At 37.0% G+C, this 18,394-nt stretch carries 5 protein-coding genes; 4 read left to right on the top strand and 1 reads right to left on the bottom strand.

Translation table 11 applies throughout. The features are described 5' to 3' along the window. Positions 1 to 76 precede the first annotated feature (76 nt). Positions 77 to 9,100: a non-ribosomal peptide synthetase gene (locus CA2015_RS22275; RefSeq protein ID WP_048643893.1), complete on the bottom strand. Its 9,024-nt coding sequence runs from the start codon at positions 9,098 to 9,100 to the stop codon at positions 77 to 79. A gap of 721 nt (positions 9,101 to 9,821) precedes the next feature. Between CA2015_RS22275 and CA2015_RS22270 the strand changes: the two genes are divergently transcribed. The 4 genes from CA2015_RS22270 (at position 9,822) to CA2015_RS22255 (ending at position 18,386) form a co-directional block, all read left to right on the top strand. Continuing rightward, positions 9,822 to 11,375, top strand: coding sequence for a sulfatase family protein (locus tag CA2015_RS22270; protein ID WP_084011951.1), 1,554 nt, complete (start codon positions 9,822 to 9,824; stop codon positions 11,373 to 11,375). Positions 11,376 to 11,561: 186 nt separating this feature from the next. After that, positions 11,562 to 14,222: a DUF5686 and carboxypeptidase regulatory-like domain-containing protein gene (locus CA2015_RS22265; RefSeq protein WP_048643892.1), complete on the top strand. Its 2,661-nt coding sequence runs from the start codon at positions 11,562 to 11,564 to the stop codon at positions 14,220 to 14,222. A gap of 43 nt (positions 14,223 to 14,265) precedes the next feature. After that, complete coding sequence (locus CA2015_RS22260; RefSeq protein ID WP_048643891.1) at positions 14,266 to 16,464, top strand: B12-binding domain-containing radical SAM protein; 2,199 nt, start codon at positions 14,266 to 14,268, stop codon at positions 16,462 to 16,464. A gap of 200 nt (positions 16,465 to 16,664) precedes the next feature. Next, the gene (locus CA2015_RS22255; RefSeq protein ID WP_048644697.1) at positions 16,665 to 18,386 is read left to right on the top strand and encodes a hypothetical protein; all 1,722 of its coding nucleotides are present in this window, start codon (positions 16,665 to 16,667) and stop codon (positions 18,384 to 18,386) included. Positions 18,387 to 18,394 lie beyond the last annotated feature (8 nt).

Raw genomic sequence — 18,394 nt, 5'->3', positions numbered from 1 at the left:
TTGATATAACGAATTTTGGATCACCCCATCACCCTGTCATCTAATCACCGATCACCCCATCCCACAATGATTTCCTTTATTCCACCACTTGTTTAATAATTGTGGCAATTTTTTTATCATTTGGTTCTATAAACAAACCTGTATGAGTACCTTCTACTTCGATTATATTTATAGATCTGGAAAAGGCCTTCCATCCAAGAAATTCTGGTTCGAAGAAATAATTAGTTCGAATTTTGGCTCTAAATAGGGTGATTTCCCCTTCGTAAAATCCCGGTGTATAATTCTTACAAGCAGCCAAATGCAAGGCTTTAATTTTGTTAATTCTTTGGAGAATAGGACTTTCTGATTTTTTAGTTTTTAACTTTAATTTAATAAATAATCCATTCAGTTTTTTACTAATTGACTTGTATTTAATGTCCTTTAAAACAGATGGATGAGTTACCAGTAATTTTAAATCATGGGACTTTTTATATAGCTGAAGGTGAATTTTAGCAAGAAGCTTGTTTTTTGGACTGTGGGGATCTTTGATAAAAGTAGCATAACTGTCAAAAAGAATGAGTTTTTTAACAGTTATGCTGGAGTTCTTTAACTGTTTGGCCATTTCGAATGCAATGATTCCTCCCAGGGAATAACCTCCCAAAATGATTTCGCCACTAGGGCTATTCTCCTTTAGTTCTTCAATATAGTTACGGGCAATTTCTTCAATGGATTCATACTTTGTGTTTTCTTCATTCATACCTTTGGATTGGATGCCATATAGTGGTTGATTCTTGACCAGGTATTTGGCCAGTGAATGAAATGGCATTACGTTTAATCCTGCTCCATGCACAAGGTAGATTGGTGGCCTCGATCCGGAAGGCTGTATAGGTACAATAGATTTCCATTCTTTGTTTAATTCTACTTTGCTCTCCAAGAAACTACCTAATTTCTGAATTGTGGGGTATTTAAAGAGAATTGAAAGTGGCAATCGGGTTCCTAGCTCTTTTTCTATCAAGGTCATTACTTTCACAGCAATCAAAGAATGTCCGCCAATCTCAAAGAAATTATCGGTGATATCTATTTTATCTAAACCCAGGGCAACTGACCAAATTGCAGCGATTTTCTTTTCTTCTAGAGTTTCAGGTAACAGAATAACCTCCTGATCGATAGCTATGGGATCCGGTAGTCGAAGCCGGTCAATCTTTCCACTTGCAGTATGGGGAAAATGGTCTACAATAACATAATCATAAGGCAACATATAGCCAGGAAGTGTAAGGGACAATTCTTTTTTCCAGCCCTTGACTTGCTTGGCTGAAACTACCTTGGTTTTATCTGTTACTTCACTTTCTTCCAAATTTTCCTTGAGGAGGAGATAGGCAACCAAGCCTTTGTCATTACGAGAAGTATTTCTAAATAAAACTACACTTTCTTTGACTGAGGCTAGTTCATTTATGGCCTGTTCAATTTCCTCAAGTTCAATCCTATGACCCCTCAATTTGATTTGATTGTCAATTCTCCCAAGGATTTGCATTTCTCCGTCGGGTAGGAATTTTGCTCTGTCACCGGTTTTATACATACAGATACCTAATTGCGATTGAAATGGATCTGTGGAGAATTTTTGATTGGTTAACTCCGGTTGGTTAAGGTATCCCTTTGCTACACCCTTACCGGAAATGTAGATTTCTCCTTCCTTTCCTTTTTGTACAGGTTTTTGGTTTTCATCAAGAAGATATATTTTAGTATTCAGTACCTCTCGGCCTATTGTAATAAGTGATTGATCTGCCTCGATCTTTTTTATGGTAGAGAAAACAGTAGTTTCTGTAGGGCCATAAATGTTCCAAAGGCTATGGCATAATGGCAATAGCTGCTTTGCCAATTCTTTGCTCAACGCTTCACCTCCGCTGATTATTTGCAGGTTGTCTACTCGCGAATTCCATCCGCTTTCTAAAAGCATTTTCCAATGGGTAGGTGTAGCAAACATAATGTCAGCCTTTTTTTGCCTTAAATAATCTGAAATAAGTCGGGGATCTTTTCTCTCGAATTGATCGAGAATTACGATTTGAGCCCCGTGTACGAAAGGCAATATTAACTCCAGTAAGGCAATATCAAAAGATGCAGAGCTTACGGCCAGAAATTTATTTTTGGCCGTGATTCCGGGTTTATGGCTAACGGTTTTAAGGAAGTTATACAAGTTGCCATGGGTTAGCATGACTCCTTTTGGCTTTCCTGTAGATCCGGAGGTATAAATAATATAAGCCACATCATTGGCTTCATTGTTCGGAGATGGGTTTTCTTTTGAGAAATTATCCTGCTTTGCTTTGAATTCCTCCCACAGAATCTCTATTGACTGTGACTTGAATTTCCCTTTGTATTTGTTATGTGTTATATGAACCTTTGCTGCATCCTTGAGCATATAACTGATCCGCTCATCAGGAAAATCAGTATCTACAGGGAGATAGGCTGCCCCTGCTTTTAATACTGCCATAATAGATGTGATCATCTCTATTGAACGATCCATTACTATGCCCACTATATCATTCCGGCCTATGCCTTTTTGGATTAGAAGATCTGCCAATTGATTGGATGTTTCATTTAGCACTTTATAGCTGCAGGATTCATTTTTAGAAATTATTGCTGTTTTTGCAGGGTATTGATGAACAGCAGATTCTATTAATTCCTGAACAGGTCTGAATTCATTGTAGGTATCAGGTTTTAATTCCTCCTGGATACTATTGATTTTGGCTTTCTTGTCTTCAGTATAAGCATCAATTGGCAGGGAAGGTTGAGCAAAAATGGTCTCCAGTAAGTCTAGGTATTTTTCAATAATTTGATTTACCTCCTCTGAATTAAAAAGAGATGTTTTGTATTCCATCACACCTTCGATACCATTTTCAACCTCAGTGCTGGTAAGCATAAGGTCAAATTTTGCTCTTTGTGGTTTGGTTTTAAGTTGTTCTATTATTAAATCGTCAATTTTCCATCCATTTTTATCAAAAGAATTTTGAAGTAAAAACATTACTTGAAAAAGGGGATTGCTTCCTAGTATTCTTTCAGGTTGGGCTGCAACTACTATTTTCTCGAAAGGTATCTCCTGAAATTCAAAGGCTTCAAGGCAGTTGTCTTTTACTTCATTTAAGAAGTCACTAAAATTACCACTTGGATTGAGATGTGATCGAATCGGTAAGGTATTGACAAAATACCCTAGTAACTTGTCTGTATGCTGATAATTCCGATCTGCCACCACAGTCCCTACGCAAATGTCCGTTTGATGAGTCAATTGGTACAGAAGGGTTTTAAAAGTGGCCATTAAAACCATATACAATGTTGTCTCTGACTTACTAGCTAGTTCCTTTAAATGTTTTGAGTGGTGGGCTGGGATAAGGAAGAATATCGTATCGCAATCACTATTAGGATCATCAATGACATTTTTATGTTGCGCTAATGAAATTGGCTGTAATGCAGCAAGTTTATTTTTCCAATAAGCTATATTTTCCTCAAATCCATAGCTTTGAAATTGGTTTCTTTGCCAAATGGCATAATTTCTATATTGGATGGGTAAAGGTTGCTTGTCTAATGGGCTGTTATTTTTAATCCGGCTATAAAAATATTCGATTTCATTCATTAATATTCCGACTGACCATCCATCAAAAGCAATGTGGTGGAAAGCCAAAGCAAGGATACTTACCTCATTACTTTGACGAATCAATAAGGCTCGGAACATTAGGTCTTGTCTCAAATCAAATGGTTGATTGATCTGCAATTGTATAAAATTACTAAGCGTTTGTTCATCCCAGACTTCTGTAGAAATGTCCTTAACTTCCAATTGCCAATTTTCAATTTTACGCACTACCTGATAAATGTGGTCTCCATCATATTGGTAAACAGACCGCAATATTTCATGTCTGTCGAGAATTTTACGTAAAGTGGACTCCATCGAAAGGCTGTCAAGCTTTCCAGTAAGTTTCAAAACCAAAGGAATATGATAATGTAAAGAGCCTTCTAATTTGTCAGTCAACCACAAACTTTCCTGATTAAAGGAAAGGGGAAATTCCTTAGGTTCAATGGGGATTTCGATGTTTTGCTGCCTTGGCAATGTTGAAGAAATTCCACCTATGAGTAAGGCCTGCTGATGGATGGTAGGTTGTTTAAATATTTCAGTAAACTTTATTTCAAAGTTAAAATGAGTTTTAATGGCATTTATTAACCTTATAGCCATTAGGGAATGACCACCTATTTTAAAGAAGTTATCATTAATCCCAACCTGCTTAATATTCAATAATTCTTCCCAAATCTCTTGCAGCCGTATTTCAGTAGGGTTTTTAGATTGTGTGAGAACCTTGTTGAATTTTGCGCTTAGATCAATTTGCGAAAGTTTTTTTCTATTTATTTTACCGTTAGTAGTTAGGGGAACTGAATTTATAAAATGCCATTGAGAAGGGATCATGTAGGAAGGCAAATTATCAGAAAGGTGAGCAATTAGTCTTTCTGTTTTTTGTTCTTCTGATAAGTACTTTAAGTTATTGACTGTGATTATATGTCCAACAAGTACCTGGTTTTCGGGAGTTTTACCATTTAGGGTAACAACGGATATGTCGACTAAATCTAAAGTGTTTAATACCTTTTCTATTTCCTCTAACTCGATTCTATAGCCCCTTAACTTTACCTGATTATCCAATCTGCCCAATAATTCAATATTCCCGTCTTGAAGGAGAATTGCTTGGTCTCCTGTTTTGTACATTTTCCTGTCTTTCACATTTGAAAAGGGGTCAGGAACAAAATTTAAAGCGGTCAATTCAGGGCGGTTTAAGTATCCTTTGGCCAAACTTTCACTTGAAATAAATAGCTCTCCAGGAATTCCTACAGGACATACTTTACCTAAATGATCTAAAATATAGATATTAATGTGAGCTATGGGTTTTCCAATTGTAATTCGTGTCTTAGGTGTTTTCAATTCTGCAACAGTAACCCATACTGTCGCTTCTGTGGGGCCATATTCATTGTATAATTTTGCCTCTTTATTCTTTTCGAAATGCAAGGCCAATAGTGAGGAATCTATTTTTTCCCCACCTAAAATCACCCTTTTAATTTGCCCAGTAGGAATCAAATTTTCGGTTAGTAAAAAATGATAAAAGGAAGGTACACAATGGATTGTTCCAGTAAGTCTTATTAATTTCTTCAGCTCCTTAGTATCTTTGAGTTGGTTGGCCTTTCCTAATATTAAGGCATTACCTCTAGCCAATGTTCCAAAAATTGCTGGAATGGATCCGTCAAAAGTAAATGACATTAAAAGCAAAGTAGGATAACTTTCCGGATAATACCTTTCTCGTGAAAATAAAAACAAAAATAAACCCCTGTGACTAATGATCACTCCTTTAGGTTTGCCTGTTGTTCCAGATGTATAAATTAGGTAGGCTGGGTCTTCGGTAGAAAGAGGTAAAGCAGGTTTTTCAGGGTTTCCCTTATTTATGCTGCTTAGCTTTGAATCAAGTGATATAATAGAGATGGAAGTAAAGTTCTCCCGAAAAATGTTTTCGGTTTCCTCATCTGTAATCACCCAGGAAGCTTTGGTGTCTTCAAGAATAAATTGAATTCTTTCTTTTGGGAAATCCGGGTTTAAAGGAACATAGGCTGCACCAGCCTTTAGAATTCCCAATATCCCAATGATCATTTGAGGAGAGTTGTCTAAACAAATAGGAATATAGGTGCCTCGTTTTACTCCTATATTAATTAAATGGTTGGCAAGCAGGTTGCTCTTTAAATCTAAGTCGGTAAAACTATTACTATCGCCATTAAAATCTATGGCAGTTTTATTTGGAACTAGCTTCACCTGATCTTCGAAAAGACTTAAAAAAGTACTATGAGATAATTCCTTTGGAAGGACAAAATCGTTGTGTTTATTTAAAACAAAATCCTTTTCCTTCTCATTAAGTAAGTTTATTCCATCTATGGAGTCCTGAGAATCAATGGTTATTGACTTGAGCAGTTCTATATAGTGATCAGAAATTAGGGCAATAGTGGATGGATTAAATATTGCCGTTTGGAACTCAAATTGGCCTGTTAGCAATTCTTCAGACTCTTTAACTTCTAGTATTAGCTCAAATTCAGAGGTCTGCTTTGTGACTTTTAATGGTGTGATTTCTAAATCATCAAAGTTTAATTCAGTTGCGCTATTGCTTTGCATGACAAATAGCACCTGAAAAACAGGATTTCGATCAGAAAATCTGAAATCGTCTGATAATTTTACAATTTCACCAAATGGTACATGGCCATGCTCTAGAGCTTCTAATGTGTTGTTTTTGACATTTTTAAGTAAATCATTGAAATCCGAATTTCCGTCCACCAATGTTCTGATAGGTAAGGTGTTGACGAAAAAACCAATTAAATCTTCCATCCCATTATGCTCTCTTCCAGCCATTGGAATACCAACACAGATGTCTTCTTGATTACTATGTCTTTTTAGCAAGGCTTTAAATCCGGCTAGTAATACCATAAAAAGCGTTGCATTGTGTTTTTTCGCTAGACTTTTTAATTTTGAATGGGTCTCCTTATCGATAATAAATTCCTGAGAGGAACCAGATGAAGTTACTTCTGAAGTTCTTGAAGAATCGGTTCTAAGTTGACTCGGTAGGACTCCGGTTAGTTTTTTATTCCAATATTGAAGTGAATTATTTAAAAAATCACCTTTTAGAAGGCTTCTCTGGTGCAATGAAAAATCTGTATAGGCTAAAGCATTTGCTTGTTTTGGAACAGGCTTTCCATTCTTAATAAGATTGTACAGATTGGAAAGGTTATTTTTAAACAGGGCAGTGGACCATCCGTCCCATGCAATATGATGAACAACAATACCCAAAATGTGTTTTTGTGGCTCTATTTGGAATATAGCAGCCCTAATCATATAATCTGAGGAAAGATCGAAAGGCTGCGCAATCATAGATTTGAAAGGCCAGTCCCGAAAAACCTCATTTTCAGTTTGAGGTGTAATAAATTCCTGTAAAAGCCAAGAGTCTGACCCAAGCTGTTCTTGCACCAAGCCCTCATCCGTCGCTGTAAAAATTGTCTGTAAAGGTAAATGACGTTTGACGATTTCTTTAAATGCTGCCTTAAGAGACTTCACATCCAACTCACCATTGATAGAGAATACCATAGGTAAATGGTATTGCAGGCTTCCTCTTGAATTATGAATGATCCACATAGCTTCCTGATTGAAGGAAAGTGGGGGGCTACCAGCATTTTCTGTAGCTGCCAAAACTTGTAAGTCGATATCCGTTTTATCTATTTTTTGGCTTAGACTAGAAATGGTTGGTGAGTCAAAGAAATCTTTAACCAAAAGTCGTTTGCCTAATTCCTGCTTAATAGCAGAAATAGATCGGATAGCAAGCAATGAATCTCCGCCTAATTCAAAAAAATTATCATCTGTACCAATCTGTTTCCAACCCAAAACCTTTCGCCATATTGCTAATAGACACTTTTCCGTTTCTGTCTTAGGAAAACTAGTTGTGGAGCTGATAGTTGCTTTCCACTCGGGATCAGGTAAAGATTGCTTATCAATTTTACCATTGCTGGTTAAAGGCATTGTCTCCATATTCACCCAGTATTTCGGGATCATGTAGGCAGGAAGCTTTGATTTAAGTTTTTCTTTTATATTATCCTCTAAAGTGCTCCTTTCAAGTACATAGTAAGCAACCAAATAGCTTTTGTCCGACTTGTTGCTTTTGGCTACAACCGTGACTTGCTTGATGCTTTCAAACTGATAGATGCAAGTTTCAATTTCACCAGGTTCGATGCGGTATCCATTAATTTTTATCTGATCATCAATTCTACCATGATATAGGATGTTTCCATCTTCAGATGTTTTGCCCAAATCTCCTGTGCGGTATAAAACACCACCATTTAGCCCTGAGATAAAATCAGGGATGAAGCTTTTGGCGGTTGCCATTGGTAAATTGAGGTACCCCCTGGCAATGCCTTCTCCACCTATATATATTTCTCCTACCTCATCTTCAGTTACCATTTCGAGTTTGCTGTTCAGAATAAGGATGAATGAATTGGAAAATGGTTTGCCAATTGGTACTTGATTGTATTTACGACTTAAGTCTAATTGGTGTATACATTTGCCTATGGAAGCTTCAGTAGGGCCATAATGATTGAAAACATCCCCTTTAAAATCAATTTTATTTAGAAATGCTAGTATGGAAAGTGGGAAATTTTCTCCACCAAAAATTAACTTTTTCTCCGGAACAGGGATAAAACCTCCTTCAGTATGACTCAACCATAAAGAAGGTACAATTTTTAGGCAATCAATTTTTTGGTTTGTCAGGTAAGCTGTAAATCTCTCGCTATCTAATAGTACTGTATCTGATATAAAATGGAAAGTAGCAGCTTGAATTATAGAAGTGTGGATAAGGGAATGTCCAGCATCAAATACGATAGGAGCTGTGATAGCGTAGGATTCACAATCTTTAAGCTTGGCACTTTCTATCAATCCAAAACAATGGTCCATTAAGCCTTTATGAGGCACCATTACTCCTTTAGGATTGCCCGTAGAGCCAGAAGTATAAATTACATAAGCAAGGTTTTCAGGACTAGGTTGAAATGTTATTGTTGGCTCTGAAACCTGATCCTTCGGGATGGAGGAGAAGTTCATCAGCTCGATTTCTTCAGATACAGTTAAACTTTCGTCTAAATCACTATTGACCAACAATACTGATGCTTTGATGTCTTCAAGAATATATTGAATTCGATCTATGGGAAAATTAGGATCTATAGGCACATAAGCTGCTCCGGATTTTAAAATACCAAATATCGTTACCAACATTTCCAAGGATTTCTCCATGCAAAATGGCACTAGGCTTCCCGTAGAAATTCCTTTATTAATTAGAAAGGAAGCCAATTCATTCGCCTGCTTATTTAGTTCCTGAAATGTCAACGATTCACTTTCGAAAACAAAGCCTATTCTTTCAGGATATTTTCGAGTTACCTCGTTCAGTTGCGAAATTATAGTTTTGTCCCTAGGATAATCAACTGAGGAAACCAGGTAGGAAGTATGATTTGATTTTATTTTGGAATTTTGCTGGATTATGTTTTTGGTTAATTTGGAATTACTGTTGACTACGTTTCCCATATTACGAGTGGATTGATCATAAATGAATACTTTTATACTGCCTGTAGGGTTTGAGGATAATAATTCAAATTTTCATACGATCTGTTAATTTTATAAATTAATGTATTCTGGAATTGAGATAGCTCCCAAAAGTGACAAATTAATCTAAAGACAACAATAATTAAAATATTCCAATTTATCATTGAAATTAAAAATGTATTTTTTCAGTTTTTTGCTTTAACTTATTTGCTACCAATATGTTTTCGCCATACTTATTTTAATTTGTTATAATATCCGTGTTATTATATATGTTTGGATTAAATTATAAAATATTAATTAAGCTAGAAAGAATTATAGTAAAAGGTATCGGTCTCATATGGATTCAATGGCTCAATTTTACTTATGGTTTTCTATGAATTAATGTATTCTGGATTTACTTTCCATGGAAATTTACTGCTATTTTTTAGGGCAAGTATTTATTCTTACTCCTCAAAAAGTTTATTTATTACTTAGGTAAATATTAAAATCTCAAGCAATTTTAGATAAATTGCTTGAGTGGTATTGGGCTCGATTTGCTTATTTGGTAGAATCACATGATTCCTTTGTCGAAATTATTTGAATTTTAGTTTAATGCTTATCTTTATAGATTTTCATTACTAAAATGAAATTTTACCCCAATACGGATTATAATACCTATTATTCAAGTAATAATTGACAGTTTATTTCGCTAAAATAATTAACAATGAACCACAACATAGAAACACTAATTCTCTCAATATGCATTTTGCTTTTTCAAATTAATTTCGGTTTTGCACAGCAAAACGAAACTCCAAATATCGTGTATATTTTGGCCGATGATATGGGGATAGGTGATGCTTCCTGCTACAATCCTGATGGCAAAATTAAAACCATTCATCTTGATAAAATGGCAGAAAATGGGATGAAGTTTACAGATGCACATACCAGCTCTTCTGTCTGTACGCCTACTCGATATGGAATCTTGACAGGTAGGTACAATTGGAGATCTACGCTTAAAAATGGCGTTTTAGGTGGTTATTCAGCCCCATTGATTAGCAATGATCGATTTACTGTAGGTAAGCTTTTGCAAAAGACCGGCTACTATACCGGATTTATTGGAAAGTGGCACCTGGGATGGGATTGGGTTTTTAAGCAAAATTATGAAAACATAGATAACCTGAATACCATTTTAGAAGTGGATTATTCCCAACCCATTAAAAATGGCCCCAATCAGGTAGGCTTTACTTATGCTTATGGATTTAGTAGTTCTCTGGATATTCCACCCTACGTATACATTGAAAATGATAGGGTTACGGCATTGCCTGATAAAATAACAGTAAACGTGGATGATAAAGGTTTCTGGAGAGAAGGCCCTACAGCACCTGATTTTGAACATGTTAAAGTTTTATCTCACCTGACTGATAAGGCAGTTGATTTTATTGGGGAAAATTCCAATAAAGAAAAACCCTTTTTCCTTTATTTCCCACTTCCAGCTCCGCATACCCCCATATTACCAACGACCGAGTTTATGGGTAAAAGCAATACAAATATGTATGGAGACTTTGTCCTGCAAGTTGATGATGTGGTAGGAAAAATTGTTGCTGAACTGGAAAAGCAAGGTGTTTTAGACAATACCTTATTGATTTTTACTTCAGACAATGGCTGTTCTCCTAAAGCTAATTTCGCAGAACTGGCTAGAGTTGGTCATGATCCTAGTCAAGGTTTCAGAGGACATAAGGCAGACATTTATGAAGGAGGACATAGAGTGCCATTTATAGTCCAATGGCCAGAAAGAATATCGGGAGCACAAACCTCGGAGCAAATTATCTGTACTACAGATTTTATGGCTACCGTTGCAGATATATTAGGTCAGAAAATGCCGGAAAATGCCGGGGAGGATAGTTTTAGTTTTTTGAAAGTACTTAACGGTGCCATGCAGGCGGAGGTAAGACCTTCTGTAATTCACCATTCGATAGATGGTAGGTTTGCCATCAGAAAAGACAAATGGAAACTAATTGCCTGGCCAGGATCTGGTGGATGGACTGCTCCAAGATCTGCCAAAGAACTTGCTGGTTTACCAGAGATGCAGCTCTTTGACCTTTCTAAAGATCCATCAGAACAATCAAACTTAATATCTGATTATCCTGAGCTTGCTTTGTCATTGAAAAATGAAATGATCAGCCTAATCAAAAATGGCAGAAGTACCCAAGGTCCAAAACTTAGCAATGATGGGCCTGAAATATGGGACCAAGTAAAGTGGGCTTTCGATCAGGAATAGATAATCCTCATCACAGTTAATTGTTGTTAACCATTTTATCCAAGTTCTAATTACTAGAGTTAATTTTATAGATTGGTGTTGGTTATATTAAAGGCTTTTACTGGTTTATGGTTTCCATTTTCAAATTCTTTCTTGTTTTAGGTTTGTTGTGAAAAAGGCCATTTCGGTAAGCAATTATGGGTATTAATGGAAAAGACATCAATAAGTACTTTTTGGATAGGATTACTGCTGTTTGTATTTTCCTTGGCTGGAACGCAGCTAAATGCTCAAGGCATAAAAGGAACTGTATCTACAGTAGATGGGCAAGCCCTTGCTTTCGCTACCGTATTTGCTAGAAATCTAAATGATGGAATACCTACCAATCAAAATGGCTATTTTGAGTGGAAACTTCCAAATGGACATTACGATATTATTGTTCAATATTTAGGCTATACTTCTCAATTGAAGACAGTTGAGGTTAAAGATGATTGGGTGGAAGTCAATGTAAGTTTGGAGATGCAAACTTATGGGCTAAGCGAGGTTGAGGTTAGGGAAGGAGCTGAGGATCCTGCCCTGACGGTTATACGTAAAGCAATTGCCAAAGCCAAGTATCACAAGCTTCAGGTGGAAGCTTACAGCATGATGGTTTACATCAAAGGCACAGGAGAACTTACTGATGCCCCTTTTTTTCTTAAAAAGAAATTGGCTGAAGAAGGTATAGGTCTAAATGAGGCCTACACCTCAGAGTCAGTGTCTAAGATTGAATTCAAACAACCAAATGAGATTAAGGAAACTGTAATCAGTATACGTTCTAGTGGAGACAATAACCAAACTTCACCAGCGCCCTATATAGGTGCCAGTTTTTATGATGATAAAGTGAATGAAATTATCTCTCCATTGGCAAGATCAGCTTTTGCCTACTACAAGTTTCGCTTGGAGGGGACCTTTCTAGAAAATGAGGTGCTTGTCAATAAAATAAGAGTGATCCCCCGGTCAAAAGGAGAGAAAGTATTTGATGGATACATTTATATTATTGAGGATTTGTGGGCCATCCATAGTTTAGATCTTAAAACCTCCCTTATGGGTTTCGATATTAGAGTGAGGCAACAATACGCACCCGTTATGGAGAAAGTATGGATGCCAATAACACATTCCTATAATTTTGGAGGGAAATTTTTCGGTTTCGCTGGAGAGTTTCAATACCTGGCGTCTACAAGAGATTATGACTTGAAACTTAATCCAGATCTGGTATTTGAAACAGAAATAGTTGATGAAAAAATCACTCAAATTCCTGAAGAAATTAATAAAATATCCTCTAATGAATCGCCAATTGAACAGTTGGAGGAGGCAGATCAGCTTAGTAGGAAGCAATACCGAAAATTGATTGCGGCTTATGAAAAAGAAGAAGCAAAAATAAGAGAAGACAAAGACATTATTTCCATTAGGTCACACAGCATCGACTCTTTAGCTACCAAAAGAAACAGCGTTTACTGGGACAGTATTCGACCAACGCCTTTGACCGATAAGGAAGTTCTTGGCTATATCCGAGACGATAGTTTGGCCTTGGTAGATATTGCCAAAAATAGTGAAGTGGATAGCATTGCCCAAAAAGCCAAAAGGAAGTTCAAAGCTTTTGATTTCCTAACAGGGGGAAGGTATAATTTTGGTAAGGGCAGGTCTGCGGGCTTTTATACCAATTGGACAAAAATGTCCTTCAATACTGTAGAGGGTTTTAAGGTGGGTTTTTCGGGCTTCTATCGGAAAGAGAAAGTAACCAAACTAGCTGATAGTGTTACCAATGAAGTGAAATCCTGGAATTTCAGACCAGAATTCAGGTATGGATTTGCCAGTGAAAAAGCATATATAACTTTAAATTTCCGTAGGTCTGTCACCAAAGGGAGGGAAGGCCACAGTTGGGGAATAGATGCTGGAAAATACATTTATCAATACAATGCCGACCAACCTATAAGTGAACAGGTAAATGCCTTCTATTCACTTTTTCTTAGGGATAATTACATGAAGTTGTATGAAAAATCGTTTTCAAAGCTCTTTTGGGCGCATAGGATGGGAGACAAGTTTACCTATAGGACTAGCCTTAGTTTAGAGCAACGCAGCCCATTGTCTAACCACAGTGATTACAGCTTTTTCAATAGGGATAAAAAAGATTACACTGACAATCAGCCGAATTTAAATTTGGGTCAGGCAAACTCCTTTATAGAGAATGATGCATTGATAGCAGACTTGAATATAGATTGGAGGCCTGGTTTAAAGTATCAGGTCAGAAATGGGCGTAAGATCCCTTTGCTGAATTCTACCCCTTTGATTTTGATGAAATACAAGCAAGCCCTACCCATTAATTTCAAGAATTCGGAGGTTGCCGAATTCAAGCACATTGAATTGGGAATAAAGCATGCTATTCCTTTTGGTGTAAGTGGGAAATTAGCGTTCAATATAAATGCGGGTACCTTTATCAATGGGGAGAAGGCCTACTTTATGGATTACAAGCATTTTGGAGGGAACAGAACAGTCTTTAGCAATATGGGGGCAGCTAGTAATTACAGATTTTTAGATTATTATGCTTTTAGTACCACTGATGCTTATTTAGGAGGCCTGTTCCATTATCAGTTTAGAAAGTTTCTCTTTACTCAATTGCCGGGATTAAGATTTTCAGGAATAAGGGAAAACATTTTTTTTAACTATTTAAAAACGGAAAGTTCCCCCCACTATTGGGAGCTGGGCTATTCCCTGGATAACCTATTTAGGGTGTTTAGGTTAGAAATGGGTGCTGGCTTTGAGAACAAGACTTACGGTTCAGGAGGCTTTCGGTTTGGAATCGCTACCTTTATTTCTATAAATATAGATGAGTAAATCCTTTTCACTTACTTTTGTATAGGCTAAAAAAACAGACCCATTGAAAGATTTGCTTTTAATTACTCCTCCATTTACTCAACTAAACACACCATATCCTGGTACGGCCTATCTCAAAGGTTTTTTAAATACCAAAGGGATAAGTAGTTATCAGATGGATTTGGGGATAGATGTTATTCAGGCCGTGTTTTCCAAAAAGGGATTGAATGAAATATTCAAAATCGCGAAGCAAAATAAGGAGATTGAGACTGAGAATTCACAAAGAATCTATGCCCTAAAAGAAACCTATTTTCAGTCTATAGATTCGGTGATACTTTTCCTTCAGGGGCATAATCCCAGCTTGGCGAGGAAAATTTGTACAGACAATTTTTTGCCTAAAGCATCAAGGTTTGAGCAGTTGGATGACCTTGATTATGCTTTTGGAAATATGGGGATGCAGGACAGAGCAAAGCATTTGGCTACGCTTTATTTAGAAGACTTATCGGATTTTATTATTGACTGTGTAGACCCTAAATTTGGGTTTAGCCGCTACGCTGAGTCATTGGGGCAAAGTGCCAATAATTTTGACGAGCTCTATGAAAAGTTAAAGAAGGAACTTACCTATATTGACCAGGTTAGCCTAAATATTCTGGACAATAAAATGAAAGAAATTCAACCTAAAATGGTTGGACTTTCTGTTCCATTTCCCGGGAATTTATACAGTGCTTTTCGTTGTGGGCAATTTGTTAAAGACAATTATCCCTCTGTAAAAATCGTCATGGGAGGTGGCTTTCCAAACACTGAATTACGAACTATTACTGATCCAAGGGTTTTTGATTTTATTGACTTTATCTGCTTGGATGATGGGGAAAAACCCATTGAAATTCTTTTAGAATTGGTTCAAAATGGGAAATACCCGTTTGAGAAAGAGCTAAAGCTAAAACGTACTTTTTACTTTGATGGTGAGGAGGTAAAATACAACAACCTTTCTGAGGACAATGACTACAAACAAAGGGAGCTTGGGACCCCTGATTATAGCGATTTACCTTTAGACAAATATATTTCTGTTATAGAAATTGCTAACCCCATGCATAGTTTGTGGAGTGATGGTAGATGGAATAAATTGACCATGGCTCATGGTTGCTATTGGGGCAAATGTACCTTCTGTGACATATCTTTAGATTATATCAAGCTGTATGAGCCACTGACAGCCACTATTCTGGTAGATAGAATGGAACAAATGATTCAGGAGACTGGAGAAAGTGGTTTCCATTTTGTGGATGAGGCTGCGCCGCCAGCACTGATGCGAGCGGTGGCATTGGAAATTATAAAACGAAAGCTATCCCTAACATGGTGGACAAACATTCGCTTTGAAAAGAGTTTTACGCTTGATTTATGTCATTTGTTGAGTGCTTCAGGTTGTATAGCGGTATCTGGAGGTTTGGAAGTAGCTTCAGACCGCCTGTTGAAATTGATAGACAAAGGAGTGACTGTGGAGCAGGTGGCTCAGGTAACAAGAAATTTCACAGAAGCTGGGCTAATGGTGCATGCCTACTTGATGTATGGCTATCCCACTCAGACCATTCAAGAGACCATAGACAGTCTGGAAATGGTTCGACAACTCTTTGAAGAAGGGGTTTTAAGATCTGGTTTTTGGCATCAATTTGCCTTAACGGCCCATAGTCCAATTGGATTAGAACCAGAAAAGTACCAAATTATTCCAGAACAAAACCCCATTTCATTTGCCAATAATGACATTGCTTTCAAGGACAAAACCGGTATAGATCATTCCAAATTTAGTTTTGGTTTGAAAAAGTCATTGTTTAATTTCATGCATGGTATTGGCTTTGATTTCCCCTTGCAGGATTGGTTTGATTTTAAGATCCCTAGGCCAACCATTGGACTTGATTACATTGGAACCTGCCTTGATAAAGTGGACAATTCCCTACCAAAGGATGGTGCAAAAATGATATGGTTAGGCAATCCGCCAATTGTTTCTGAAAAAGTTGTCCGCAAAAAAAAGAAAACCCTTACAAGACAATTGTTGACTTTTCATACTTCTTCAGCCATAATCGATTTTACTCTTGATGAAAAAACGGCGAATTGGTTATTGGAGACCCTTGATAAAATGAAACCATCAGCTAGTCCTGTTTCCTTTGGAGGGTTTAGAAAAGGTTATGAAGAAAATTGTGGGGATTTTAAACAGTTCTTTACTGCAACCATGAGAGAGGAACTTAGGGCCTGTGGATTGTTAATTCTCTGAAAGGGATAGCGTAATGAATGTTTCAGGTTTATAATGTCCCCATTTGCTTTTAAACTGATGATTTAAAAACAATAGTTTCCAGCTGATTTTACTATTTGTATGGACTTTAAAAGAAAGCATTTACGGCTTTTCCTGTCTTAAAAAAATTGTATATTTAGCCTTTATTGTTTCCCAAAATCAACCAAAATCCCCAAAAATTTATGAAGCGAAGAGCTTTCATTAGGAAAAATGGAGCATTTACACTTTTGGCTCCATTTGCAACTTTGTCATTTGATCCTTTAAATTTCTCATCTTCTAAATCCGGTTCAGGAAAACCTGATTGGTTGTTGGAGATGATCTCCAATAATGATGGGGGGGTCAGACGTATCTTGGAAAGATATGTAGATGATCAGGCTTCAACCTACTACGGAGCAGTACTAGATGGTTTTGAAATGGCTACAGCCCATTCTTTAACTTCTTTTCTTAAGGCCGGCATTTGTGCATTGGTTAGTCCGGAATCTGAATTTTACAATGATCAGGAATTACGAAAAAAAATTGCTTTATCCTGTAGCTTTTTTCTAAGCCTACAACATGAGGATGGTACCATAGACTTAGTATCAACTAATTTCCACTCCACTCCTGATACTGGTTTTATTGTGAAGTGGTTGGCGCCTGTTTGGCGGCTACTTGATACGTCAGAAGTAGCAGTAAAGGAAAGCATAACAATTCCACTAAAGCAATTTTTATTAAAAGCCGGTGAGGGATTAAAAGTGGGAGGTATTCATACACCCAACCATCGTTGGGTGGTTAGTTCGGCTTTGACAGAACTTTACAAGATCAATGCTGATCCAGGTTATTTATCAAGGGTAGAAGAATGGCTTGCCGAGCAAATTGACCTGGACGAAGATGGACAATATGAAGAGAAAAGTAGCTATATCTACTCTTCCTTAAGTGATAGAGTATTGATAAGCATTGCCAGAGGATTGGATAAACCTGAGCTTTTGGATTATGTATATAAAAACCTGAAAATGAACTTGTTTTATCTACATCCCAATGGAGAGATTGTGACAGAAGCTTCAGGAAGACAAGATAACTCTATCATTGGTACCCTTGAATATTATTACTACCCTTTCCGCTATATGGCCTTAAAAACTGGTGATGGGCAATTTGCTGCTGCTTGTAAATTAATAGAGGAAACCTGTTTTAATAAGACTACTGGTTTTTTATATTATTTTTTGGAAGACCCATCTCTATGGGAAGAATTACCTACGGCCAAGGCGCTGCCTATGGATTATGCCAAGGTATTTCATAATTCCAATTTGATAAGAATCAGGAGGGGAGGATATGATGCTTCTATACTTTCTGGAAGTACTGTTTTTTTTACATTTCATAAAAAAGAGTTGGCACTTCAAGGTTTGAGATTCGCAAGTGCATTTTTTGGAAAAGGCCAATTTTCTGCAGATACTTATAAAATAGAAAATGGAAAATACATTCTTTCCAGTCAATTGTCAGGGCCTTATTACCAACCTTTTCCAAAGGAGAAAATCCCAGGAGATGGAGATTGGTCAAAAATGCCTCGAAGCGAAAGAAGGAAATCTGAAATCCAACAGCTCAATAGTACAGTAACCATTCAGGAGGAGGACAATGGATTTTCTATAGATATAGCCATTACTGGTACAGACAATGTGCCGGTTGCCCTTGAGTTAATATTTAGACCAGGTGGAACATTTTCTGGAACCGTTCCTCATGAAGGGATGAAGGAAACAGTGTTTTTAAAAGATGGCATGGGCAAGTACACAGGAAATGGATCTTCGATTACCTTCGGGCCAGGCTTGTACAAACACAAGTGGGTAGCGATAAGAGGGGCATTGCCTAAAATGGATTCGCCAACAGCTTTTCTAACAGGTTTTACACCATTTCACCATAAATTAAATATCTCTTAAAAGTAATA

This window comes from Cyclobacterium amurskyense (assembly GCF_001050135.1).
GTDB lineage: Bacteria > Bacteroidota > Bacteroidia > Cytophagales > Cyclobacteriaceae > Cyclobacterium > Cyclobacterium amurskyense.
The sequence above is the reverse complement of the archived record's forward strand: the minus strand, read 5'-3'. Positions and strand labels throughout refer to the sequence as shown.